The following is a 16,896-nucleotide window of genomic DNA, read 5'->3' on the forward strand; positions in this document are numbered from 1 at the left end:
GCGCGGCCCCACGCAAACCGCTTTCCTACAGGGGCGATGTCGGTCGGGCGACGCTATGCCGGAAGAAGAAAGGGGTTCGCGCGGAGGCGCGGAGACGCGGAGGAGGTTGCGATCCTGGCAAAGGCCCGGCGACTGGGAGACGCCCGGCATCGTGGCAACGCGTCGAAGGAGCGCTGGCGCGGGTGCTGGTTCCACCTTTGCTACCCCTCCGCGTCTCCGCGCGAAAACGACCTTATTCTACAGCGCCAACACCGCCCGCGCCGTCACACAATCCGCCGCCATCTGGACCTTCAACGCCTCCAGCGACTCGAACTTCGCCTCACCGCGCAGATAGTCGATCAACGCGACCTCGATCGTCTGCCCGTACAGATCGCCGGAAAAATCAAAGAAATAGGGTTCGAGTAGCTCGACCGGCTCGCCCTCGATCGTCGGCCGGATGCCCAGATTGGCCGCGCCATTGAGCACCCGCCCGTCGGGCAACCGCCCGGTCACCGCATAGATGCCATAGGCGGGCCGCAGATAGCCGCCCATCGACAGGTTCGCCGTCGGATAGCCCAGCTGCCGGCCGAGCTTCGCGCCATGCTCCACCACGCCTTCGATCGCGAAGGGGCGGGTCATCAGTGCGGTCGCTTCGCGCGGACGGCCTTCGCGCAAGGCATCGCGGATGCGCGACGACGACACCACCGCCTGTCCGTCGCCGACCGGCGCGACCGTCTCGGCCGAAAAGCCATGGGCATCGCCCAGCGCCTTCAGCACCCCGACATTGCCGCCGCGCGCCTTGCCGAAGGTGAAGTCGGTGCCGGTCACCACCCCGCCGACACCCATCCGCCCGACCAGCCGCTCGGCAGCGAACTCCACCGCCGACAGCCCGGCCAGCGCCGCATCGAAGCCGAACACCAGCATCGCATCGGCCCCGGCGGCCGCGAACAGCCGCTCGCGCTGGTCGAGGCTGGTGAGCCGCAGCGGCGGCAGCCCCGGCTGGAAATAGCGGCGGGGATGCGGGTCGAACGTCGCGACAATCGCCGGCCGCCCCTCGGCCCGCGCGCGTTCGACCGCTCGCCCGACCACCGCCTGGTGCCCGGCATGGAATCCATCGAAATTGCCCAGTGCGACGATGCCCCCGCGCAAAGGGCCGGGAACCGCCGCGCCCCCGTCCAGACGCTGCATTGCCGCCCCTTAGCGGGCGGGGGCTGCCGGCGAAAGAGGCTGCATCCCGGCGCGCAGCACCCGGATCGCATTGCCGCCCATCACCTTGGCGGCTTCGTCGCGGTCGAACCCGGCATCGGCCAGCGCCTGAATCACCTGCGCCAGTTGCGCGGTGTCGAACGCCGTCGTCACCGCGCCGTCGAAATCGGAACCCAGCGCCACATGGTCGATCCCGACAAGGTCGCGGACATGGGCGATGGCCTTCGCGATCGCCTTGGGATCGGTCGAACACACCGCGCCCGCCCAATATCCGATGCCAACGATGCCGCCGGTCCGCGCAATGCCGCGCACTTCGTCATCGGTCAGGTTGCGGTTGACCCGGCATGTCGCCTGCACCCCGCCATGGCTCGACACCACCGGCCGCCGCGCGATCTTCAGCACGTCGGCGATACCGGCATGGCTCAGATGCGCGACATCGACGATCATGCCCTTGTCTTCCATCCGGGCGACGACCTGTCGTCCGAACGGGGTAAGACCGCCCTTCGCCCGGCCATGCATCGATCCGGCGACCGCATTGTCGTAGAAATGGGTCAGGCCTGCCATGCGGAACCCGCTGCGATACAGCCGATCGAGATTGGCGAGGCTCCCCTCCAGCCCGTTCAGTCCCTCGATCGACAGCAGCGCACCGACCGGTGCCGGTCGCTTGTCATGGAACGCGATGGCTTGCGCCTCTCGCGCGCGCAGCAGCGAATCGAGATCGGCGGCCGACCGGATCAGCCACAGCTGCCCGTCCGACTGCGCCGCCGCCCGCCTGAGCTTCGTCGCATGCCATAGCGACCGGTTGAGCAGCGATCCCCACGTCCGTACTGGCTGCAACTGTGCGATCACCAGCGGGGTGATATTGTCGCTGTCGCCGTCGTTGCTGTCGTAATTCTGCCCGCGCGGCGTCTTCGTCACCGACGAGAAGACCTGCAGCGCGACATTGCCCGCCTGCAGGCGCGGCAGGTCGACCTGCCCCCGGTCGCCCCGCGTCAGCACGTCGCGCGACCACAGCAAGGTATCGGCGTGCAGGTCGACGATGTCGGTGACGCGCTGCACGCCGGCGATCCCCGGCCGCACCGTCGGCAATCCGGCCGGTTCGACCTTGTTCATCGACCGCTCGACGATGCCGGGCACCAGCGCAAAGAAGGCGGCGGCGACAATCGCCAGCAACGCCACGCCCCACCAGATCGCCCTGCGCATCCGCTCCTCCTTCGGCCACCGGTCGCGGTGCCGCCGGTTCCTTACGCGGTGGGGGCCGGGCGGAGCAATGTGACGAAGCTGTACGCCGGGCGTTCTCCCTGCGCACTGTGATCCTCGCGCCACGCCTCGACCCAGCCGGTGAAGGGCGGGACGATCGCGTCGCCCGCCGGGTGGGCATGGACCTCGGTCAGCTCGACCCGCTCGATCCGGGGGAGCAGCAGCGCGACAATCTCCGCGCCGCCGATCACCGCCGCTTGCGGCCCGGCCAGCGCCAGCGCCGCATCCGGATCATGTGCCACCTCCGCGCCCGTCGCCTGCCAGGCACGGTCGCGCGTCAGCACGATGTGCCGCCGTCCGGGCAGGGGCGATGGAAAACTCTCGAACGTCTTGCGCCCCATCACCATCGCCCGACCCATGGTCAGTGCCTTGAACCGCTTCAGGTCGGCGGGCAGGTGCCAGGGCAACTGGCCATCGACCCCGATGACGCCATTGTCGGCCCGCGCCAGGATCGCGTCGATCATATCGCCACCGCCGCCTTGATATGCGGCTGGGCGACATAATCGTGCAGCACGAAATCCTCGAGGACATAGCCGTCGATCGCGTCGGGCTTCCGCACGATCTCCAACCGGGGGAGGGGGCCAGGCGTGCGGGTCAACTGCTCGCGCGCCTGGTCGAGATGGTTTTCGTACAGGTGGCAGTCACCGCCGGTCCAGATGAACTCGCCGACCGCCAGATCGCATTGCTGCGCCAGCATATGGGTCAGCAGCGCATAGCTTGCGATATTGAACGGCACGCCGAGGAAGATGTCGGCGCTGCGCTGGTACAGCTGCAACGACAGGCGGCCATTGGCGACATGGGTCTGGAACAGGCAGTGGCAGGGCGACAGCGCCATCGCGTGCAGCTCGCCCGGATTCCACGCGGTCACGATCTGTCGGCGCGACGCGGGGTTGGTACGGATGGTGTGGATCAGCTCGGCGATCTGGTCGATATGCCGCCCGTCCGCCGCCACCCAGTCGCGCCACTGCTTGCCGTACACCGGACCCAGGTCACCGTTTGCATCGGCCCATTCGTCCCAGATGCTGACCCGCTGCTCCTGCAGCCAGCGCACATTGGTGTCCCCGCGCAGGAACCACAGCAGCTCTATGATGATCGATCGCAAATGCAGCTTCTTGGTCGTCAGCACCGGAAAGCCGGCCGACAGGTCGAAGCGCATCTGGTGCCCGAATACCGACCGGGTGCCGACCCCGGTGCGGTCATCGGTCGGAACGCCATGGTCGAGGGCGCGCTGCATCAGATCGAGGTAAGGCGTCATGGCGCGCAGTCTTAGGCTGCAAAGCGGGAGAAGGAAAAGGGGTTCACGCGAAGGCGCGGAGACGCGGAGGGGTTGCGATTGCTGCGCCGTCACCCGCGCCAGCGGCCTCATCCCCGTTGCAACCGGACGAACCGATAGCGCTGACGCGCGACAGGTCCGCGAACGCAACCCCTCCGCGTCTCCGCGCCTTCGCGTGAGCCCTTCTTTTCTTCCTTGGCACCAACAGACAAAAAAAGAGCCGGTGTGTCGCCACACCGGCCCAGGGGTTTTCCGCAGGAGGAAACTGTGGGTCCGGGCGACAGGGGACTAGGCCGCCGCCCGGAAGAGGAGAAACTCAGTAATTATAGGCGCGCTCGCCATGTTCGCCGAGGTCGAGGCCTTCCAGCTCGACTTCCTTCGACACCCGGCCGCCGGTCAGCGCCTTGGCGACGAACCAGGCGACGGTAGTGCCGATCGACGCCCAGAGGATGGTGACGAGCACCGCGAACACTTGCACGCCCAGCTTGGCGCCCATGTCGTAATCGGCCGCACCCGGACCGCCCAGCGACGGGGCATAGACGACCGCCGTACCGATCGCGCCGATGATCCCGCCGACGCCGTGGATGCCGAAGGCGTCCAGCGAGTCGTCATAGCCGAGCTTGGGCTTGAGGACGGTGACCGCGAAGAAGCAGACGATCGAGGCGATGGCGCCCAGCACGATCGCGCCGAACGGACCCGAATTGCCCGCCGCCGGGGTTACCGCGACGAGGCCCGCGATGATGCCCGAGCAGAAGCCCAGCGCCGACCCCTTGTGGCCCGAGAACTTCTCGGCGAGCATCCAGAACAGGCCGGCCGATGCGGTGGCGACGAAGGTGTTGATCATCGCCAGGCCGGCGGTGCCGTTCGCTTCCAGCGCGGAACCCGCGTTGAACCCGAACCAGCCCACCCACAGCAGCCCGGTGCCTACCATGGTCAGCGTCAGCGAATGCGGCGCCATGCGCTCGGTGGGGAAACCGATCCGCTTGCCTAGCAGGATGGCCAGCACCAGCGCCGAGACACCGGCGTTGATATGGACCACTGTACCGCCGGCGAAGTCGAGTGCGCCCGCCTTGAAGAAATAGCCGCTCGATGCCCACACCATGTGTGCGATCGGCAGGTAGGTGATGGTCAGCCACACGATCGCGAAGACCATGACGGCGGCGAACTTGATCCGTTCGATCACCGATCCCAGTACCAGCGCGATGGTGATCGCGGCAAAGGTCATCTGGAAGCTGATGAAGACATATTCGGGGATTTCGACGCCCGGCGTGAAGGTCGCCGCCTGCGACGCGGCGGTGACGCCGGCAAGGAACGCCTTGCCGGGGCTGGCGATGAAGTTCGCCAACGTCGCGTTCGCAACATCGGGGCCGAACGCCAGCGAGTAACCGTACATCACCCAGATCAGCATCGCGAGCGACGCGACCGCGCCGATCTGCGTCATCACCGACAGCATGTTCTTGGTCCGCGTCAGGCCGCCATAGAACAGCGCGAGGCCCGGCACGATCATCATCAGCACGAGGACGGTCGACACCAGCATCCACGCAGTGTCACCCTTGTTCACGGTCGCCGCCGGCGCGGCCGCCGCCGGTGCCTGCAGCGCGGCGTCCTGCGCCCAGGCGGGCAGCGCGGCGAACAGGCCGAGCGCGGCGCCGGCCATCAGTTTCTTCGGATGTTGCATGATGCCCCCCATCACAGCGCGGTCAGGTCGGTTTCGCCGGTGCGGATGCGTACCGCCTGTCCGACGTCGAGGACGAAAATCTTGCCATCGCCGATGGCACCGGTGTTCGCGGCAGCCTGCACCGCCTCGACCACGCGGGGTGCGATGTCGCTGTCGCACACGACCTCGATCTTGATCTTGGGCACCATGTTGGTGCTGTATTCGGCCCCGCGATAGATTTCGGTCTGGCCCTTCTGCCGCCCGAATCCCTTCACTTCGCTCACCGTCATGCCGGCGACGCCGATCTCGGTCAGTGCTTCGCGTACCTCATCCAGCTTGAACGGCTTGATGATGGCGATGACTAATTTCATGTCGCCCCCCGTGTCACATGTTGCTCGACAAAGGGTACCGCAACGACCGTGCCAAAGCCGCCCGGCTGGATTTTCCGGGCGTTATGACCGCAGGCACCTGTTTAATGCGCGGTTAATTTGTGCAGCGCGGCAACATTGCCTGTTTTTCAGGCAGCGCTGTCCACGATCGCGCGGGCAGCGTCGAGATCGTCGGCATCGACCATCACCCGCACCGGGATCAGCAGCCAGCTGCCGTCGCCGATGCTCGCCTCACCATCGAAGGCGACTGCCGGCACGCCCTCGCTTTCCAGTCTGCCGACGATGATCTGTGCCTCGATCCGCGGAAACCGTCCCAGTTCGGTCAGCGCCATCAGGCCGTCCCGCCAACGGTCAGCCCGTCGATCAGCAGCGTCGGCTGGCCCACGCCTGCGGGTACCGACTGCCCCGCCTTGCCGCACATGCCGACCCCCTCGTCCAAGGCGAAGTCGTTCCCGATCCCACGCACCTGCTTCAATACTTCCGGCCCGTCGCCGATCAGCGTCGCGCCCTTGATCGGCGCACCGATCCGGCCATTCTCGACCCGGTACGCTTCGGTGCAGGAGAAGACGAACTTGCCCGACACGATGTCGACCTGTCCGCCGCCGAACGATTTGGCGAAGATGCCGTTCTTCACCCGCGACAGCAGCTCGGCGGGATCATCCTTGCCGCCGGTCATGAAGGTGTTGGTCATGCGCGGCATCGGAACATGCGAAAAATCCTGCCGCCGCCCGTTGCCGGTCGGTGCGACGCCCATCAGCCGGGCGTTCAGCCGGTCGTGGATATAGCCCTTCAGGATGCCGTCCTCGATCAGGATATTCTCCTGGGTCGGCGTGCCTTCGTCATCGATGCTGAGCGATCCGCGCCGGTCGGCGATCGACCCGTCGTCGATGACGGTCACGCCTGATGCCGCCACCCGCTCGCCGATCCGGCCCGAAAAGGCGCTGGTGCCCTTGCGGTTGAAATCGCCCTCCAGCCCGTGTCCGATCGCCTCGTGCAGCAGGATGCCCGGCCAGCCAGCGCCGAGCAGTACCGTCATCTCGCCCGCCGGCGCGTCGACCGCCTCCAGATTGACCAGTGCCTGCCCCAGCGCGACGTCGATCGCGCGGTTCCACGTCGCTTCCGCGAACAGGGAATCGTACAGATACCGCCCGCCGATTCCGAAGCTCCCGCTCTCGCGCCGGCCATTTGCCTCTACCACGATCGATACGTTGAGCCGCACGAGCGGGCGGACATCGGTGGCAAGGAAGCCATCGGGCCGTACGATCTCGACCACGGTCCACGACCCCATCAGGCTGGCCGATACCTGCACGACACGGGGATCGCGCGCGCGGGCGGCGGCATCGATCGACTGGCACAACGCCACCTTGTCGGCAAACGGGATCAGGTCGAGCGGATCGGCCGCGGTATAGAGGTGCCGGTTATTGCCGCGCGGTGGCGGCGCCTTGGCGCCCTTCGCCGGATCGATCAGCGCCATCGTCTCGCCCGCACGGCGAATGGCGGCTTCGGACAGCTCGTTGGCGTGCGCGAAGGCCGTTGTCTCGCCCGACACGGCGCGCAAGCCGAATCCGGCATGGGTGTCGTACGATGCCGTCTTCAACCGGCCATCGTCGAACCCGAACGCCTCGGATCGGCGATACTGGAGGTAGAGTTCGCCATCCTCGGCTTGCGAGAGCGTCGCCTGCGTAGCGCGCAGGGCGGCGGCAGGATCGAGGTCGCCGGAATAGAGATACGAACGGGGGTCGGTCGTGGTCATTGCGCCAATATAGGATGCCCGTGCCGCGGGGGAATGGGCACGTGCGGACGGCTGGCTTGCGGAAAGACTCGTATCGGGCAAAGTCCCGGTATGAAGAACGTCCAGATCATCGATGGCGCATCGAATGCGACCTTCAGCATCTTTCAGGCGACCGATGCGGAATTTGCCGCCATCTTTCCGGCTGGTACGGACATGGAGTTGATCGAAGACCTTGCCAAACGGCTCGGGCAGCAGGAAGCGGGCAAGGTCCTCGGCGCGCTATGGCAGCGACCGATCCTGAAGCGGGACGCGCAGGGCATTCACGGCACCCTGTTCTACGATAATCAGAACCGCGAAATCCCGGCGACCAAGCGGGAGGTAGACCAGGATCGGTCCTCCATAAACCCGGCGCAGCGAACCTTGTTCGCCCGCCATCAATAGCGCACGCCAGTATCGGCTCGCGGCATTTACCTGATCCGGGTACGGCTGATGGAGCAGCCGACGCTCGCAAGCAATTATCGCAAAGGCTCTCGGGGGACCGTCGTTCCGACGATCCCCGAGCGTTTTCGACGCTGTGCGAAAATGGTGCCCAGAAGAGGACTCGAACCTCCACGACCTTGCGATCGCCAGCACCTGAAGCTGGTGCGTCTACCAATTCCGCCATCTGGGCACGGGGTAGGAGGGCGCCTCTACGGGCCGTCGCCGGGGGTGTCAACAACTTGTTTTGCGATTTTTACGTTGTCCTTGCCGTTTTGCTGCAGGAGCGGCATGGGGCCTGAGGAGTGAGACAGGCAAAGGCGGACTCGATGAAGAACCAGTTGGTGACGCTGTTCGGCGGCGGCGGCTTTGTCGGCCGCTATGTCGCGCAGGAATTGTTGAAGGCGGGCGCGCGCGTCCGCATCGCGCAGCGCGATCCGCGTCAGGCGCTGTACCTGCGGACGCAGGGCGGGTTGGGGCAGACGCAGTTCGTCGCCGCCGACCTGTCGCGGCCCGATACGGTCGCGCGCGCGGTGGCGGGCGCGGATGCGGTCGTGAACCTGGTCGGCATCCTCGAAGGAGATTTCGACAAGGTGCATGTCGCGGGTGCACAGACCGTTGCCGAAGCCGCCGCGGCGGCGGGCGCGAAGGCGTTCGTTCAGATTTCGGCGATCGGTGCCGATGCCGCGTCGCCCTCCGCCTATGGCCGGTCGAAGGCCGCGGGCGAGGCGGCGGTGCGTGCCGCGTTCCCGACCGCGATCATCCTGCGCCCGTCGATCGTGTTCGGGCGCGAGGACGGCTTCGTCAATCGCTTCGCCGGCATGATCTCGGGTGCGCCGGCGCTGATCGGCCGTCCGCTGGTGCCGGTGATGGCGGCGGCGACGAAGTTCCAGCCGCTCTATGTCGTCGATCTGGCGCAGGTCGTCGTCAAGGCGCTGGCCGAGCCGGAGACGTTCGGCGGACACAGCTATGCGATCGGCGGCCCCGATGTGATCTCGATGGGTGAGTTGAACCGCTGGATCGCCGGGGCGATTGGCCGCGACGTGCGCTTCCTCGACATTCCCAACGACCTGGGCGGTGCGATCGCGGCGATGCCGTTCACCCCGATCAGCAAGGACCAGTGGGCGATGCTGTCGCGCGACAATGTGGTCGGCGACGACCTGCCCGGCATCGAGGCGTTCGGCGTGCGGCCGGTGCCGCTGGCGACGGTCGCCCCCGACTGGCTGGTCGTCTACCGCAAGAACGGGCGCTTCGGGCGTCGCACGGTGTTGAAGGGCGCCTGATGGACTGGATCACCTATGTCATCCTCGGCATTATCGAGGGGCTGACCGAATTCCTGCCGGTATCGTCCACTGGTCACCTGATTTTGGCCGGTGAGATGTTCGGCTATACCGACGACAGTTCGGTCGTGTTCAAGATCGCGATCCAGCTCGGCGCGATCCTGGCGGTGCTGGTGGCGTATCGGGAGCGCTTCACCGGCGTCGCACTGGGCCTGACGCGCGGGGATCGACAGGCGATCGCCTTCACGCGCAACATCCTGATCGGGTTCCTGCCCGCGCTGGTTGCGGGCGCGTTGTTCTACGACGGCATCCGTGCGGTGATGCAGCGGCCGGCGATCGTCGCCACCGCGCTGGTGGTCGGCGGCATCCTGATCCTGCTGATCGAACGGATGGTGAAGCACGTGCGCATCCGCTCGGTCGAGGAGATGAGCGTCGGCAAGGCCGCGTCGGTCGGCGCGATGCAGTGCCTGGCGATGCTGCCGGGCGTCAGCCGGTCGGGCGCGACGATCATGGGCGCGCTGTTGATGGGGGTCGAACGGCGGACGGCGGCGGAGTTCAGCTTCTTCCTGGCCGTGCCGACGATGATCGCGGCGACGGTCTATTCGCTGTACAAGGATCGGGCGCTGCTGACGCTGGACGATCTGCACGGGATCGCGATCGGCTTCGTCGCTGCGTTCGTCGTCGCGCTGCTGGTGGTCAAGGCGTTCGTGAAGGTCGTCAGCCGCTTCGGCTTCGCGCCGTTCGCATGGTATCGCATCGTCGTAGGTTCGGCGGCGCTGGTGTGGCTGGTACTGCGATAGGTCCGATGCGGCCATAAAATAGTGACGACGTAACTTCTTGACTAGGACTGTAATATCCTCACCTAGAGATAAGTCAGCTATACTTACCTATAGATCGTTTGTTGCGTGACTTGAGGCCTAAAATATGCTTTCCGGGTGTTCGGAGGGCAGTATGGCCGATCAAGCAATGTTGAAGTTCGTTTCGCGTGCGCAATCCTATCCTGCGAAGCGCGAACCCGAATTGCGGGCGGAGGATTTCCGCGAAATCGCGGAGCGCTACGCCTCGCCGACCGCCAAGGATCAGGCGGGGCGCTGTTCGCAATGCGGCGTCCCCTATTGCTCGGTCCATTGCCCGTTGCACAACCATATCCCAGACTGGCTGCGCCTGACCGCCGAGGGGCGGTTGCAGGAGGCGTATCAGCTGTCGAACAGCACCTCGACCATGCCCGAGATCTGCGGCCGCATCTGCCCGCAGGACCGGCTGTGCGAGGGCAATTGCGTTATCGAATTTTCGGGCCATGGCGCGGTCACGATCGGGTCGGTCGAAAAGTTCATCACCGATACCGCGTGGGAAAATGGCTGGGTCGAGCCGGTCGCGGTTGGCCCGGCGCGGGGCCAGTCGGTCGGCATCGTCGGCGCGGGTCCGGCGGGGCTGGCGGCGGCGGAATGGCTGCGCAACCTCGGCTATGACGTCCATGTCTATGACCGCTACGACCGGGCGGGCGGGCTGCTGACCTATGGCATTCCGGGTTTCAAGCTGGAAAAGCCGGTGGTGATGCGCCGTGTCGAGCGCCTGAAGGAAGGCGGCATCGTCTTCCACGAAGGGTTCGAGGTCGGCCGCGACGCGAAGCTCGACGAACTTCGGCAGAAGCATGACGCGATCCTGATCGCGACCGGCGTCTACAAGCCCCGCGCGATCAAGGCGCCCGGCGTCGGCAGCGGCGGCGTGGTCGATGCGCTCGACTATCTGACCGCGTCGAACAAGGTTGGCTTTGGTGACAGCGTGCCGGCCTATGACGATGGCTCGCTCAATGCAGCGGGCAAGCATGTCGTCGTCGTCGGTGGCGGCGATACTGCGATGGACTGCGTGCGCACCGCGATCCGCCAAGGGGCCAAGTCGGTAAAGTGCCTCTATCGCCGCGACCGCGCCAACATGCCGGGGTCGCAGCGCGAGGTCGCCAATGCCGAGGAAGAGGGCGTCGAGTTCGTCTGGCTCTCCGCCCCCGCCGCATTCGATGAACGCGACGGACAAGTGGTGCAGGTCCGCGCGACCGGTATGCGCCTGGGCGCGCCCGATGCCAGCGGCCGCCGCGCGCCGGAGGCCGATCCGGGTAACGAGTTCGTGCTGAAGGCCGATCTGGTCGTGAAGGCGCTGGGCTTCGATGCCGAGGACCTGCCGACGCTGTTCGACGCGCCTGAGCTAGGGGTGACGCGCTGGGGCACGGTGCGGGTCGATGGCAAGTCGATGATGACCTCGCTCGACGGTGTGTTCGCGGCGGGCGATATCGTGCGCGGGGCGAGCCTGGTCGTGTGGGCGATCCGTGACGGGCGCGACGTGACCGAGCGGATGCACGGTTATCTCAAGGCGAAGGCCAAGGCCGAAAGGCAGGCGGCATGATCGGTGCGCTTGCCCTGCTGCTGGTGCAGGCTCCGGCAGCTGCACCCGCTCCGCCGCCCGTGACGACCGCAGCGCTTTCGGCCGAGGCGCGGGCCTTTGGCGAAGCCTATGTCCCGGCCGAAATGACCACGCGCGCGGCCGTCGCCGCGTTTCGTACCGAAGGTGGGCGCGCACTGGCGCAGCAGCCGGCGCTCGTGGCGATGGAGCAGCGCACGCCGGGGATACGTGCCAAGCTGCTCGACGCCGGTGCTGCCGTGGTGGAGCGGATCTATCGCGAACGCCTGCCGGCCATGCAGCAGCGTGTCGGCGCGGTGGCGGCCGCCGATCTTTCCAATGCGGACCTGAAGGAATTGACGCGGTTTTTGCTGTCGCCGACCGGGCAGGCGCTGCAACGTGCGGTGGCCGCCAATGTCGATACCGCAAAGATTGCGGCAGCAGCGCAGGCCAATGGCGAGCTCACGACGAACGACCTGACCGGATCGATGAATATGGTCGGCTCGCTACAGGCGATGACGCCGGCGCAGGTCAGCGAACTGGCGAAGTTCAGTGCCACCGACACCGGTCGCCGGTTCCAGGCGGTCGTTCCAAAGCTTCAGGCGGCGGTGACCGAAGAGACGAACAAGCTGGGGCAGGCGATCACGCCTGCGGTTACCCAGTCGATCATGATGACGATGCGGTCGCTGGCCGCCCCCGCGAAGGGAAACTGACATGACCCTCGAATCCGAACGCATCCGCCTCGCCACCGAAGGCATGTACCGCCCCGAGTTCGAGGGCGATGCCTGCGGGGTTGGCATGGTCGCCGCGACTGACGGCAAGCCGTCGCGCCGCGTCGTCCAGTCGGCGATCGATGCGCTGCGCGCGGTGTGGCATCGTGGCGCGGTCGATGCCGATGGCAAGACCGGCGACGGTGCCGGCATCCATGTCGACCTGCCGCACCGCTTCTTCGACGACGCGATCGCCGCATCGGGGCACAAGCCGCTCCATGCGCGGCTCGCGGTCGGGATGGTGTTCATGCCGCGCACCGATCTGGGCGCGCAGGAAACCTGCCGGACGTTGGTCGAATCGGAGATCATCGAGGCGGGCTGGTCGATCTATGGCTGGCGACAGGTGCCGGTCGACGTGTCGGTCATCGGCATGAAGGCGCAGGCGACCCGGCCCGAGATCGAGCAGATCATGATCGCCGGCCCGGCGCCCGAGGACATGGACGAGGCAGAGTTCGAGAAGAACCTGTATCTCGTCCGTCGCCGGATCGAGAAGCGGATCATCGCCGCGCAGATCACCGGCTTCTATTTCTGTTCGCTGTCGTGCCGCTCGATCATCTACAAGGGGCTGTTCCTCGCGGAGAGCCTGTCGGATTTCTATCCCGACCTGACCGACGAACGCTTCGAATCGCGCGTCGCGATCTTTCACCAGCGGTACTCGACGAACACCTTCCCGCAATGGTGGCTGGCGCAGCCGTTCCGGTGCCTCGCGCATAATGGCGAGGTCAACACGATCCGCGGCAACAAGAACTGGATGCTCAGCCACGAGATCAAGATGGCGAGCATCGCGTTCGGCGAGCGCAGCGAGGACATCAAGCCGGTGATCCCGGCCGGCGCGTCGGACACGGCGGCGCTGGATGCGGTGTTCGAGACGATCTGCCGCTCGGGCCGCGACGCGCCGACCGCCAAGCTGATGCTGGTGCCCGAGGCATGGCAGGGTGCGCCCGACATGCCGCCGGCGCATGTCGCGATGTACGATTATCTGGCGAGCGTGATGGAGCCGTGGGACGGCCCGGCGGCGCTGGCGATGACCGATGGCCGCTGGGCGGTCGCCGGTCTCGACCGCAACGCGCTCAGGCCGCTGCGCTACACGTTGACCGGCGACGGGCTGCTGATCGTCGGGTCGGAAGCGGGCATGGTCCCGGTCGCCGAAGCGACGGTGGTCGAGAAGGGGCGGCTGGGGCCGGGCGAGATGCTCGCCGTCGACCTGACCGAAGGCAGGCTCTACAAGGACCGCGCGATCAAGGACAAGATCGCGGGCGAAGCGGACTATGCCGCGATGACCGCCAAGTTCCTGACCATCGACGACCTCCCCGCCGCCAGCGCCGAACCGCTCCGCTACGACCGCGCCGAACTCGCGCGGCGACAGGTGTGCGCCGGGCAGACGCTGGAGGATATGGAGCTGATCCTGTCGCCGATGGTCGAAGGCGGCAAGGAAGCCATCGGATCGATGGGCGACGACACGCCGCTGGCGGTCATTTCCGACAAGCCGCGGCTCATCAGCCATTTCTTCCGCCAGAATTTCAGCCAGGTCACCAACCCGCCGATCGACCCGTTGCGTGAGCGCTACGTCATGTCGCTCAAGACGCGGTTCGGGAACCTCGCCAACATCCTCGACACCGCCGATCGCGGCAGTGCGGTGCTGGTGCTGAACAGCCCGGTGCTGACCAACACCGACTGGCTGCGGCTGAAGAGCCATTTCGGGAGCCAAGCGGCGGAGATCGACTGCACCTTCCCGGCGGGCGAGGGGCCGGAGGCGCTGCGCGCCGCCATCGCCCGCATCCGCGCGCAGGCCGAACAGGCGGTACGCGAGGGGCGCAGCGAGCTGTTCCTGACCGACGAGCATCTGGACGCGACCAAGGTGCCGATCGCCGGGGTGCTGGCGGCGGCGGCGGTGCATACGCATCTGGTGCGCAAGGGGCTGCGGTCGTACGCGTCGATCAACGTGCGGTCGTCGGAATGCCTCGACACCCATTATTATGCGGTGCTGATCGGGGTCGGGGCGACGACGGTGAACGCCTATCTGGCCGAAGCCGCCATCGCCGACCGCCATGGTCGCGGCCTGTTCGGCGAGATTAGCATGGACGAGGCGCTGAAGCGCCATCGCACCGCGATCGACGAGGGGCTGCTGAAGATCCTGTCGAAGATGGGGATCGCGGTGATCTCCAGCTATCGCGGCGGCTATAATTTCGAGGCAGTCGGACTGTCGCGCGCGCTGGTCAACGATTTCTTCCCCGGAATGCCGGCCAAGATTTCGGGCGAGGGCTATCACTCGCTCCACGTCAACGCGACGCAGCGCCATGACGCGGCGTTCGACAGCGCGGTCGTGAACCTGCCGATCGGCGGCTTCTATCGCCAGCGCGGCGGCGGCGAGGCGCACGCCTATTCGGCGCAGCTGATGCACCTGTTGCAGACGGCGGTCGCGACCGACAGCTATTCGACCTACATGCAGTTTTCGCGGGGCGTGCGGGATTTGCCGCCGGTGTATCTGCGCGACGTGCTGGAGTTCAACTTCCCCGATACCGGCGTGCCGATCGATCAGGTCGAGGCGATCACCGAAATCCGCAAGCGCTTCGTGACGCCGGGCATGTCGCTGGGCGCGCTGAGCCCGGAAGCGCATGAGACGCTGGCGATCGCGATGAACCGCATCGGTGCCAAGGCGGTGTCGGGCGAGGGTGGTGAGGATTCGATCCGGTATCAGCCGTACGAGAATGGCGACAACGGCAATTCGGTCATCAAGCAGGTGGCGTCGGGCCGGTTCGGCGTCACCGCCGAATATCTCAACGCCTGCGACGAGATCGAGATCAAGGTCGCACAGGGCGCCAAGCCCGGTGAAGGCGGGCAGCTGCCCGGTTTCAAGGTGACCGAATTCATCGCCAAGCTGCGCCATGCGACGCCCGGCGTGACGCTCATTTCGCCCCCACCGCACCACGACATCTATTCGATCGAGGATCTGGCGCAGCTGATCTACGACCTGAAGCAGATCAACCCGAAGGCGCGGGTGTGCGTGAAGCTGGTCAGCTCGGCCGGGATCGGCACGGTCGCGGCGGGCGTGGCGAAGGCTCACGCCGACGTCATCCTCGTGTCGGGCCATGTCGGCGGGACGGGTGCCAGCCCGCAGACGTCGATCAAGTACGCCGGCACGCCGTGGGAAATGGGGCTGAGCGAGGTCAATCAGACGCTGACCCTGAACGGCCTGCGCGGGCGCGTGGTGCTGCGCACCGATGGCGGCCTCAAGACCGGGCGCGACATCGTTGCCGCCGCGATCCTGGGGGCCGAGGAGTTCGGCATCGGCACACTGTCGCTGGTGGCGATGGGCTGCATCATGGTGCGCCAGTGCCATAGCAACACCTGTCCGGTCGGCGTGTGCGTGCAGGACGAACGGCTGCGCGCCAAGTTCACCGGCACGCCGGAAAAGGTCATCAACCTGATGACCTTCATCGCCGAGGAAGTGCGCGAGATCCTGGCGCGGCTGGGTGTCCGATCGCTGGACGAGGTGGTCGGGCGGACCGAGTTCCTGCGGCAGGTCAGCCGCGGGGCCGAGCATCTCGACGATCTCGACCTCAATCCCATCCTGGCGAAGGTCGATGCGGACGAGAGCGAGCGGCGCTTCAGCCTGTCGACCTTCCGCAACGAAGTGCCCGACAGCCTCGATGCGCAGATGATCAAGGATGCGGCGGCGGTGTTCTCGCGCGGCGAGAAGATGCAGCTGACCTATTCGGTGCGCAACACCCACCGCGCGGTCGGCACCCGGCTGTCCTCGGAGATCACGCGCAAGTTCGGCATGAGCAAGCTGGCCGACGGGCATGTCACCGTCCGCCTGCGCGGGAGCGCCGGCCAGTCGCTGGGCGCATTCCTGTGCAAGGGGATCAAGCTGGAGGTGTTCGGTGACGCCAACGACTATGTCGGCAAGGGGCTGTCGGGCGGGATCATCACCGTCCGCCCGATGGTGTCGTCGCCGCTCAAGAGCCATGAGAACACCATCGTCGGCAACACCGTCCTGTACGGCGCGACGTCGGGCAAGCTGTTCGCAGCGGGGCAGGCCGGTGAGCGCTTCGCCGTCCGCAATTCGGGCGCGACCGTGGTGGTCGAGGGCTGCGGCGCCAATGGCTGCGAGTATATGACCGGCGGCGTCGCGGTCGTGCTGGGGCGGACCGGCACCAACTTCGGTGCGGGCATGACCGGCGGCATGGCGTTCATTTATGACCAGGACGCCAGCTTCGAACGCAACCACAACCCGGAAAATATCACGCTCCACCGGTTGGCGTCGGCGCATTGGGAAGGCGTGCTGAAGGGGCTGATCGCCGAACATCACGCGATGACCGACAGCCGCTGGTCGGGTGCGATCCTCGAGGACTGGGACCGGGCGAAGCGGCACTTCTGGCAGGTTGTGCCCAAGGAAATGCTGACCCGCGTGGCGCATCCGTTGAGCGATGAAGCGGCGGTGGCGCAGCAGGCGGAGGTTGCCGCCTGATCGCGAGTGCC

14 protein-coding genes and 1 tRNA gene are annotated in these 16,896 nt (G+C 66.5%); 6 read left to right on the top strand and 9 right to left on the bottom strand.

All coding sequences use genetic code 11. The features are described from left to right. Window positions 1-237 precede the first annotated feature (237 nt). From QZ755_RS01020 to tldD, 8 genes are all read right to left on the bottom strand, one after another. The gene (locus QZ755_RS01020; RefSeq protein ID WP_294318639.1) at window positions 238-1,167 is read right to left on the bottom strand and encodes a bifunctional riboflavin kinase/FAD synthetase; all 930 of its coding nucleotides are present in this window, start codon (window positions 1,165-1,167) and stop codon (window positions 238-240) included. Window positions 1,168-1,176: 9 nt separating this feature from the next. Next, entirely contained in the window at window positions 1,177-2,388 is a 1,212-nt protein-coding gene (locus QZ755_RS01025) for a dipeptidase (RefSeq protein ID WP_294318642.1), read from the bottom strand. A 41-nt stretch (window positions 2,389-2,429) separates the two neighbouring features. Then, window positions 2,430-2,909, bottom strand: coding sequence for a dihydrofolate reductase (locus QZ755_RS01030; protein ID WP_294318644.1), 480 nt, complete (start codon window positions 2,907-2,909; stop codon window positions 2,430-2,432). Next, window positions 2,906-3,700: a thymidylate synthase gene (locus QZ755_RS01035; protein WP_294318646.1), complete on the bottom strand. Its 795-nt coding sequence runs from the start codon at window positions 3,698-3,700 to the stop codon at window positions 2,906-2,908. The genes QZ755_RS01030 and QZ755_RS01035 overlap by 4 nt, the downstream gene beginning before the upstream one ends. 334 nt (window positions 3,701-4,034) lie before the next feature. Further along, window positions 4,035-5,396, bottom strand: coding sequence for an ammonium transporter (locus QZ755_RS01040; protein ID WP_294318647.1), 1,362 nt, complete (start codon window positions 5,394-5,396; stop codon window positions 4,035-4,037). A gap of 11 nt (window positions 5,397-5,407) precedes the next feature. After that, window positions 5,408-5,746 carry a P-II family nitrogen regulator gene (locus QZ755_RS01045; protein WP_055757464.1) on the bottom strand — a complete coding sequence of 113 codons (339 nt, stop codon included), beginning with the start codon at window positions 5,744-5,746 and terminating at the stop codon, window positions 5,408-5,410. Window positions 5,747-5,892: 146 nt separating this feature from the next. Continuing rightward, window positions 5,893-6,096 carry a DUF2007 domain-containing protein gene (locus QZ755_RS01050; protein WP_294318652.1) on the bottom strand — a complete coding sequence of 68 codons (204 nt, stop codon included), beginning with the start codon at window positions 6,094-6,096 and terminating at the stop codon, window positions 5,893-5,895. After that, window positions 6,096-7,517, bottom strand: a complete 1,422-nt coding sequence (gene tldD / locus QZ755_RS01055; RefSeq protein WP_294318654.1) for a metalloprotease TldD — start codon at window positions 7,515-7,517, stop codon at window positions 6,096-6,098. Before tldD ends, QZ755_RS01050 begins: the two co-directional genes overlap by 1 nt. Before the next feature lie 90 nt (window positions 7,518-7,607). Here tldD and QZ755_RS01060 point away from each other — a divergent pair, with 90 nt between their 5' ends. Beyond that, window positions 7,608-7,937 carry a hypothetical protein gene (locus tag QZ755_RS01060; protein ID WP_294318657.1) on the top strand — a complete coding sequence of 110 codons (330 nt, stop codon included), beginning with the start codon at window positions 7,608-7,610 and terminating at the stop codon, window positions 7,935-7,937. A gap of 142 nt (window positions 7,938-8,079) precedes the next feature. On the opposite strand, the gene QZ755_RS01065 is transcribed toward QZ755_RS01060, so the two are convergent. Beyond that, window positions 8,080-8,166, bottom strand: a tRNA-Leu gene (locus QZ755_RS01065). Window positions 8,167-8,302: 136 nt separating this feature from the next. On the opposite strand from QZ755_RS01065, the gene QZ755_RS01070 reads away from it, so the two are divergent. The 5 genes from QZ755_RS01070 (at window position 8,303) to gltB (ending at window position 16,885) form a co-directional block, all read left to right on the top strand. Next, window positions 8,303-9,256 carry a complex I NDUFA9 subunit family protein gene (locus QZ755_RS01070; protein WP_294318659.1) on the top strand — a complete coding sequence of 318 codons (954 nt, stop codon included), beginning with the start codon at window positions 8,303-8,305 and terminating at the stop codon, window positions 9,254-9,256. Then, on the top strand, window positions 9,256-10,053 hold the full coding sequence (locus tag QZ755_RS01075; protein ID WP_294318662.1) for an undecaprenyl-diphosphate phosphatase: 798 nt from the start codon (window positions 9,256-9,258) through the stop codon (window positions 10,051-10,053). The genes QZ755_RS01070 and QZ755_RS01075 overlap by 1 nt, the downstream gene beginning before the upstream one ends. A 151-nt stretch (window positions 10,054-10,204) precedes the next feature. Beyond that, complete coding sequence (locus QZ755_RS01080; protein WP_294318665.1) at window positions 10,205-11,650, top strand: NAD(P)-dependent oxidoreductase; 1,446 nt, start codon at window positions 10,205-10,207, stop codon at window positions 11,648-11,650. Further along, entirely contained in the window at window positions 11,647-12,357 is a 711-nt protein-coding gene (locus tag QZ755_RS01085) for a hypothetical protein (protein WP_294318668.1), read from the top strand. The genes QZ755_RS01080 and QZ755_RS01085 overlap by 4 nt, the downstream gene beginning before the upstream one ends. Window position 12,358: 1 nt before the next feature. Next, window positions 12,359-16,885 carry a glutamate synthase large subunit gene (gene gltB / locus QZ755_RS01090; RefSeq protein WP_294318671.1) on the top strand — a complete coding sequence of 1,509 codons (4,527 nt, stop codon included), beginning with the start codon at window positions 12,359-12,361 and terminating at the stop codon, window positions 16,883-16,885. The last annotated feature ends 11 nt before the right edge of the window (window positions 16,886-16,896 follow it).

The sequence above is a fragment of the uncultured Sphingomonas sp. genome, from assembly GCF_913776855.1.
Lineage (GTDB): Bacteria > Pseudomonadota > Alphaproteobacteria > Sphingomonadales > Sphingomonadaceae > Sphingomonas.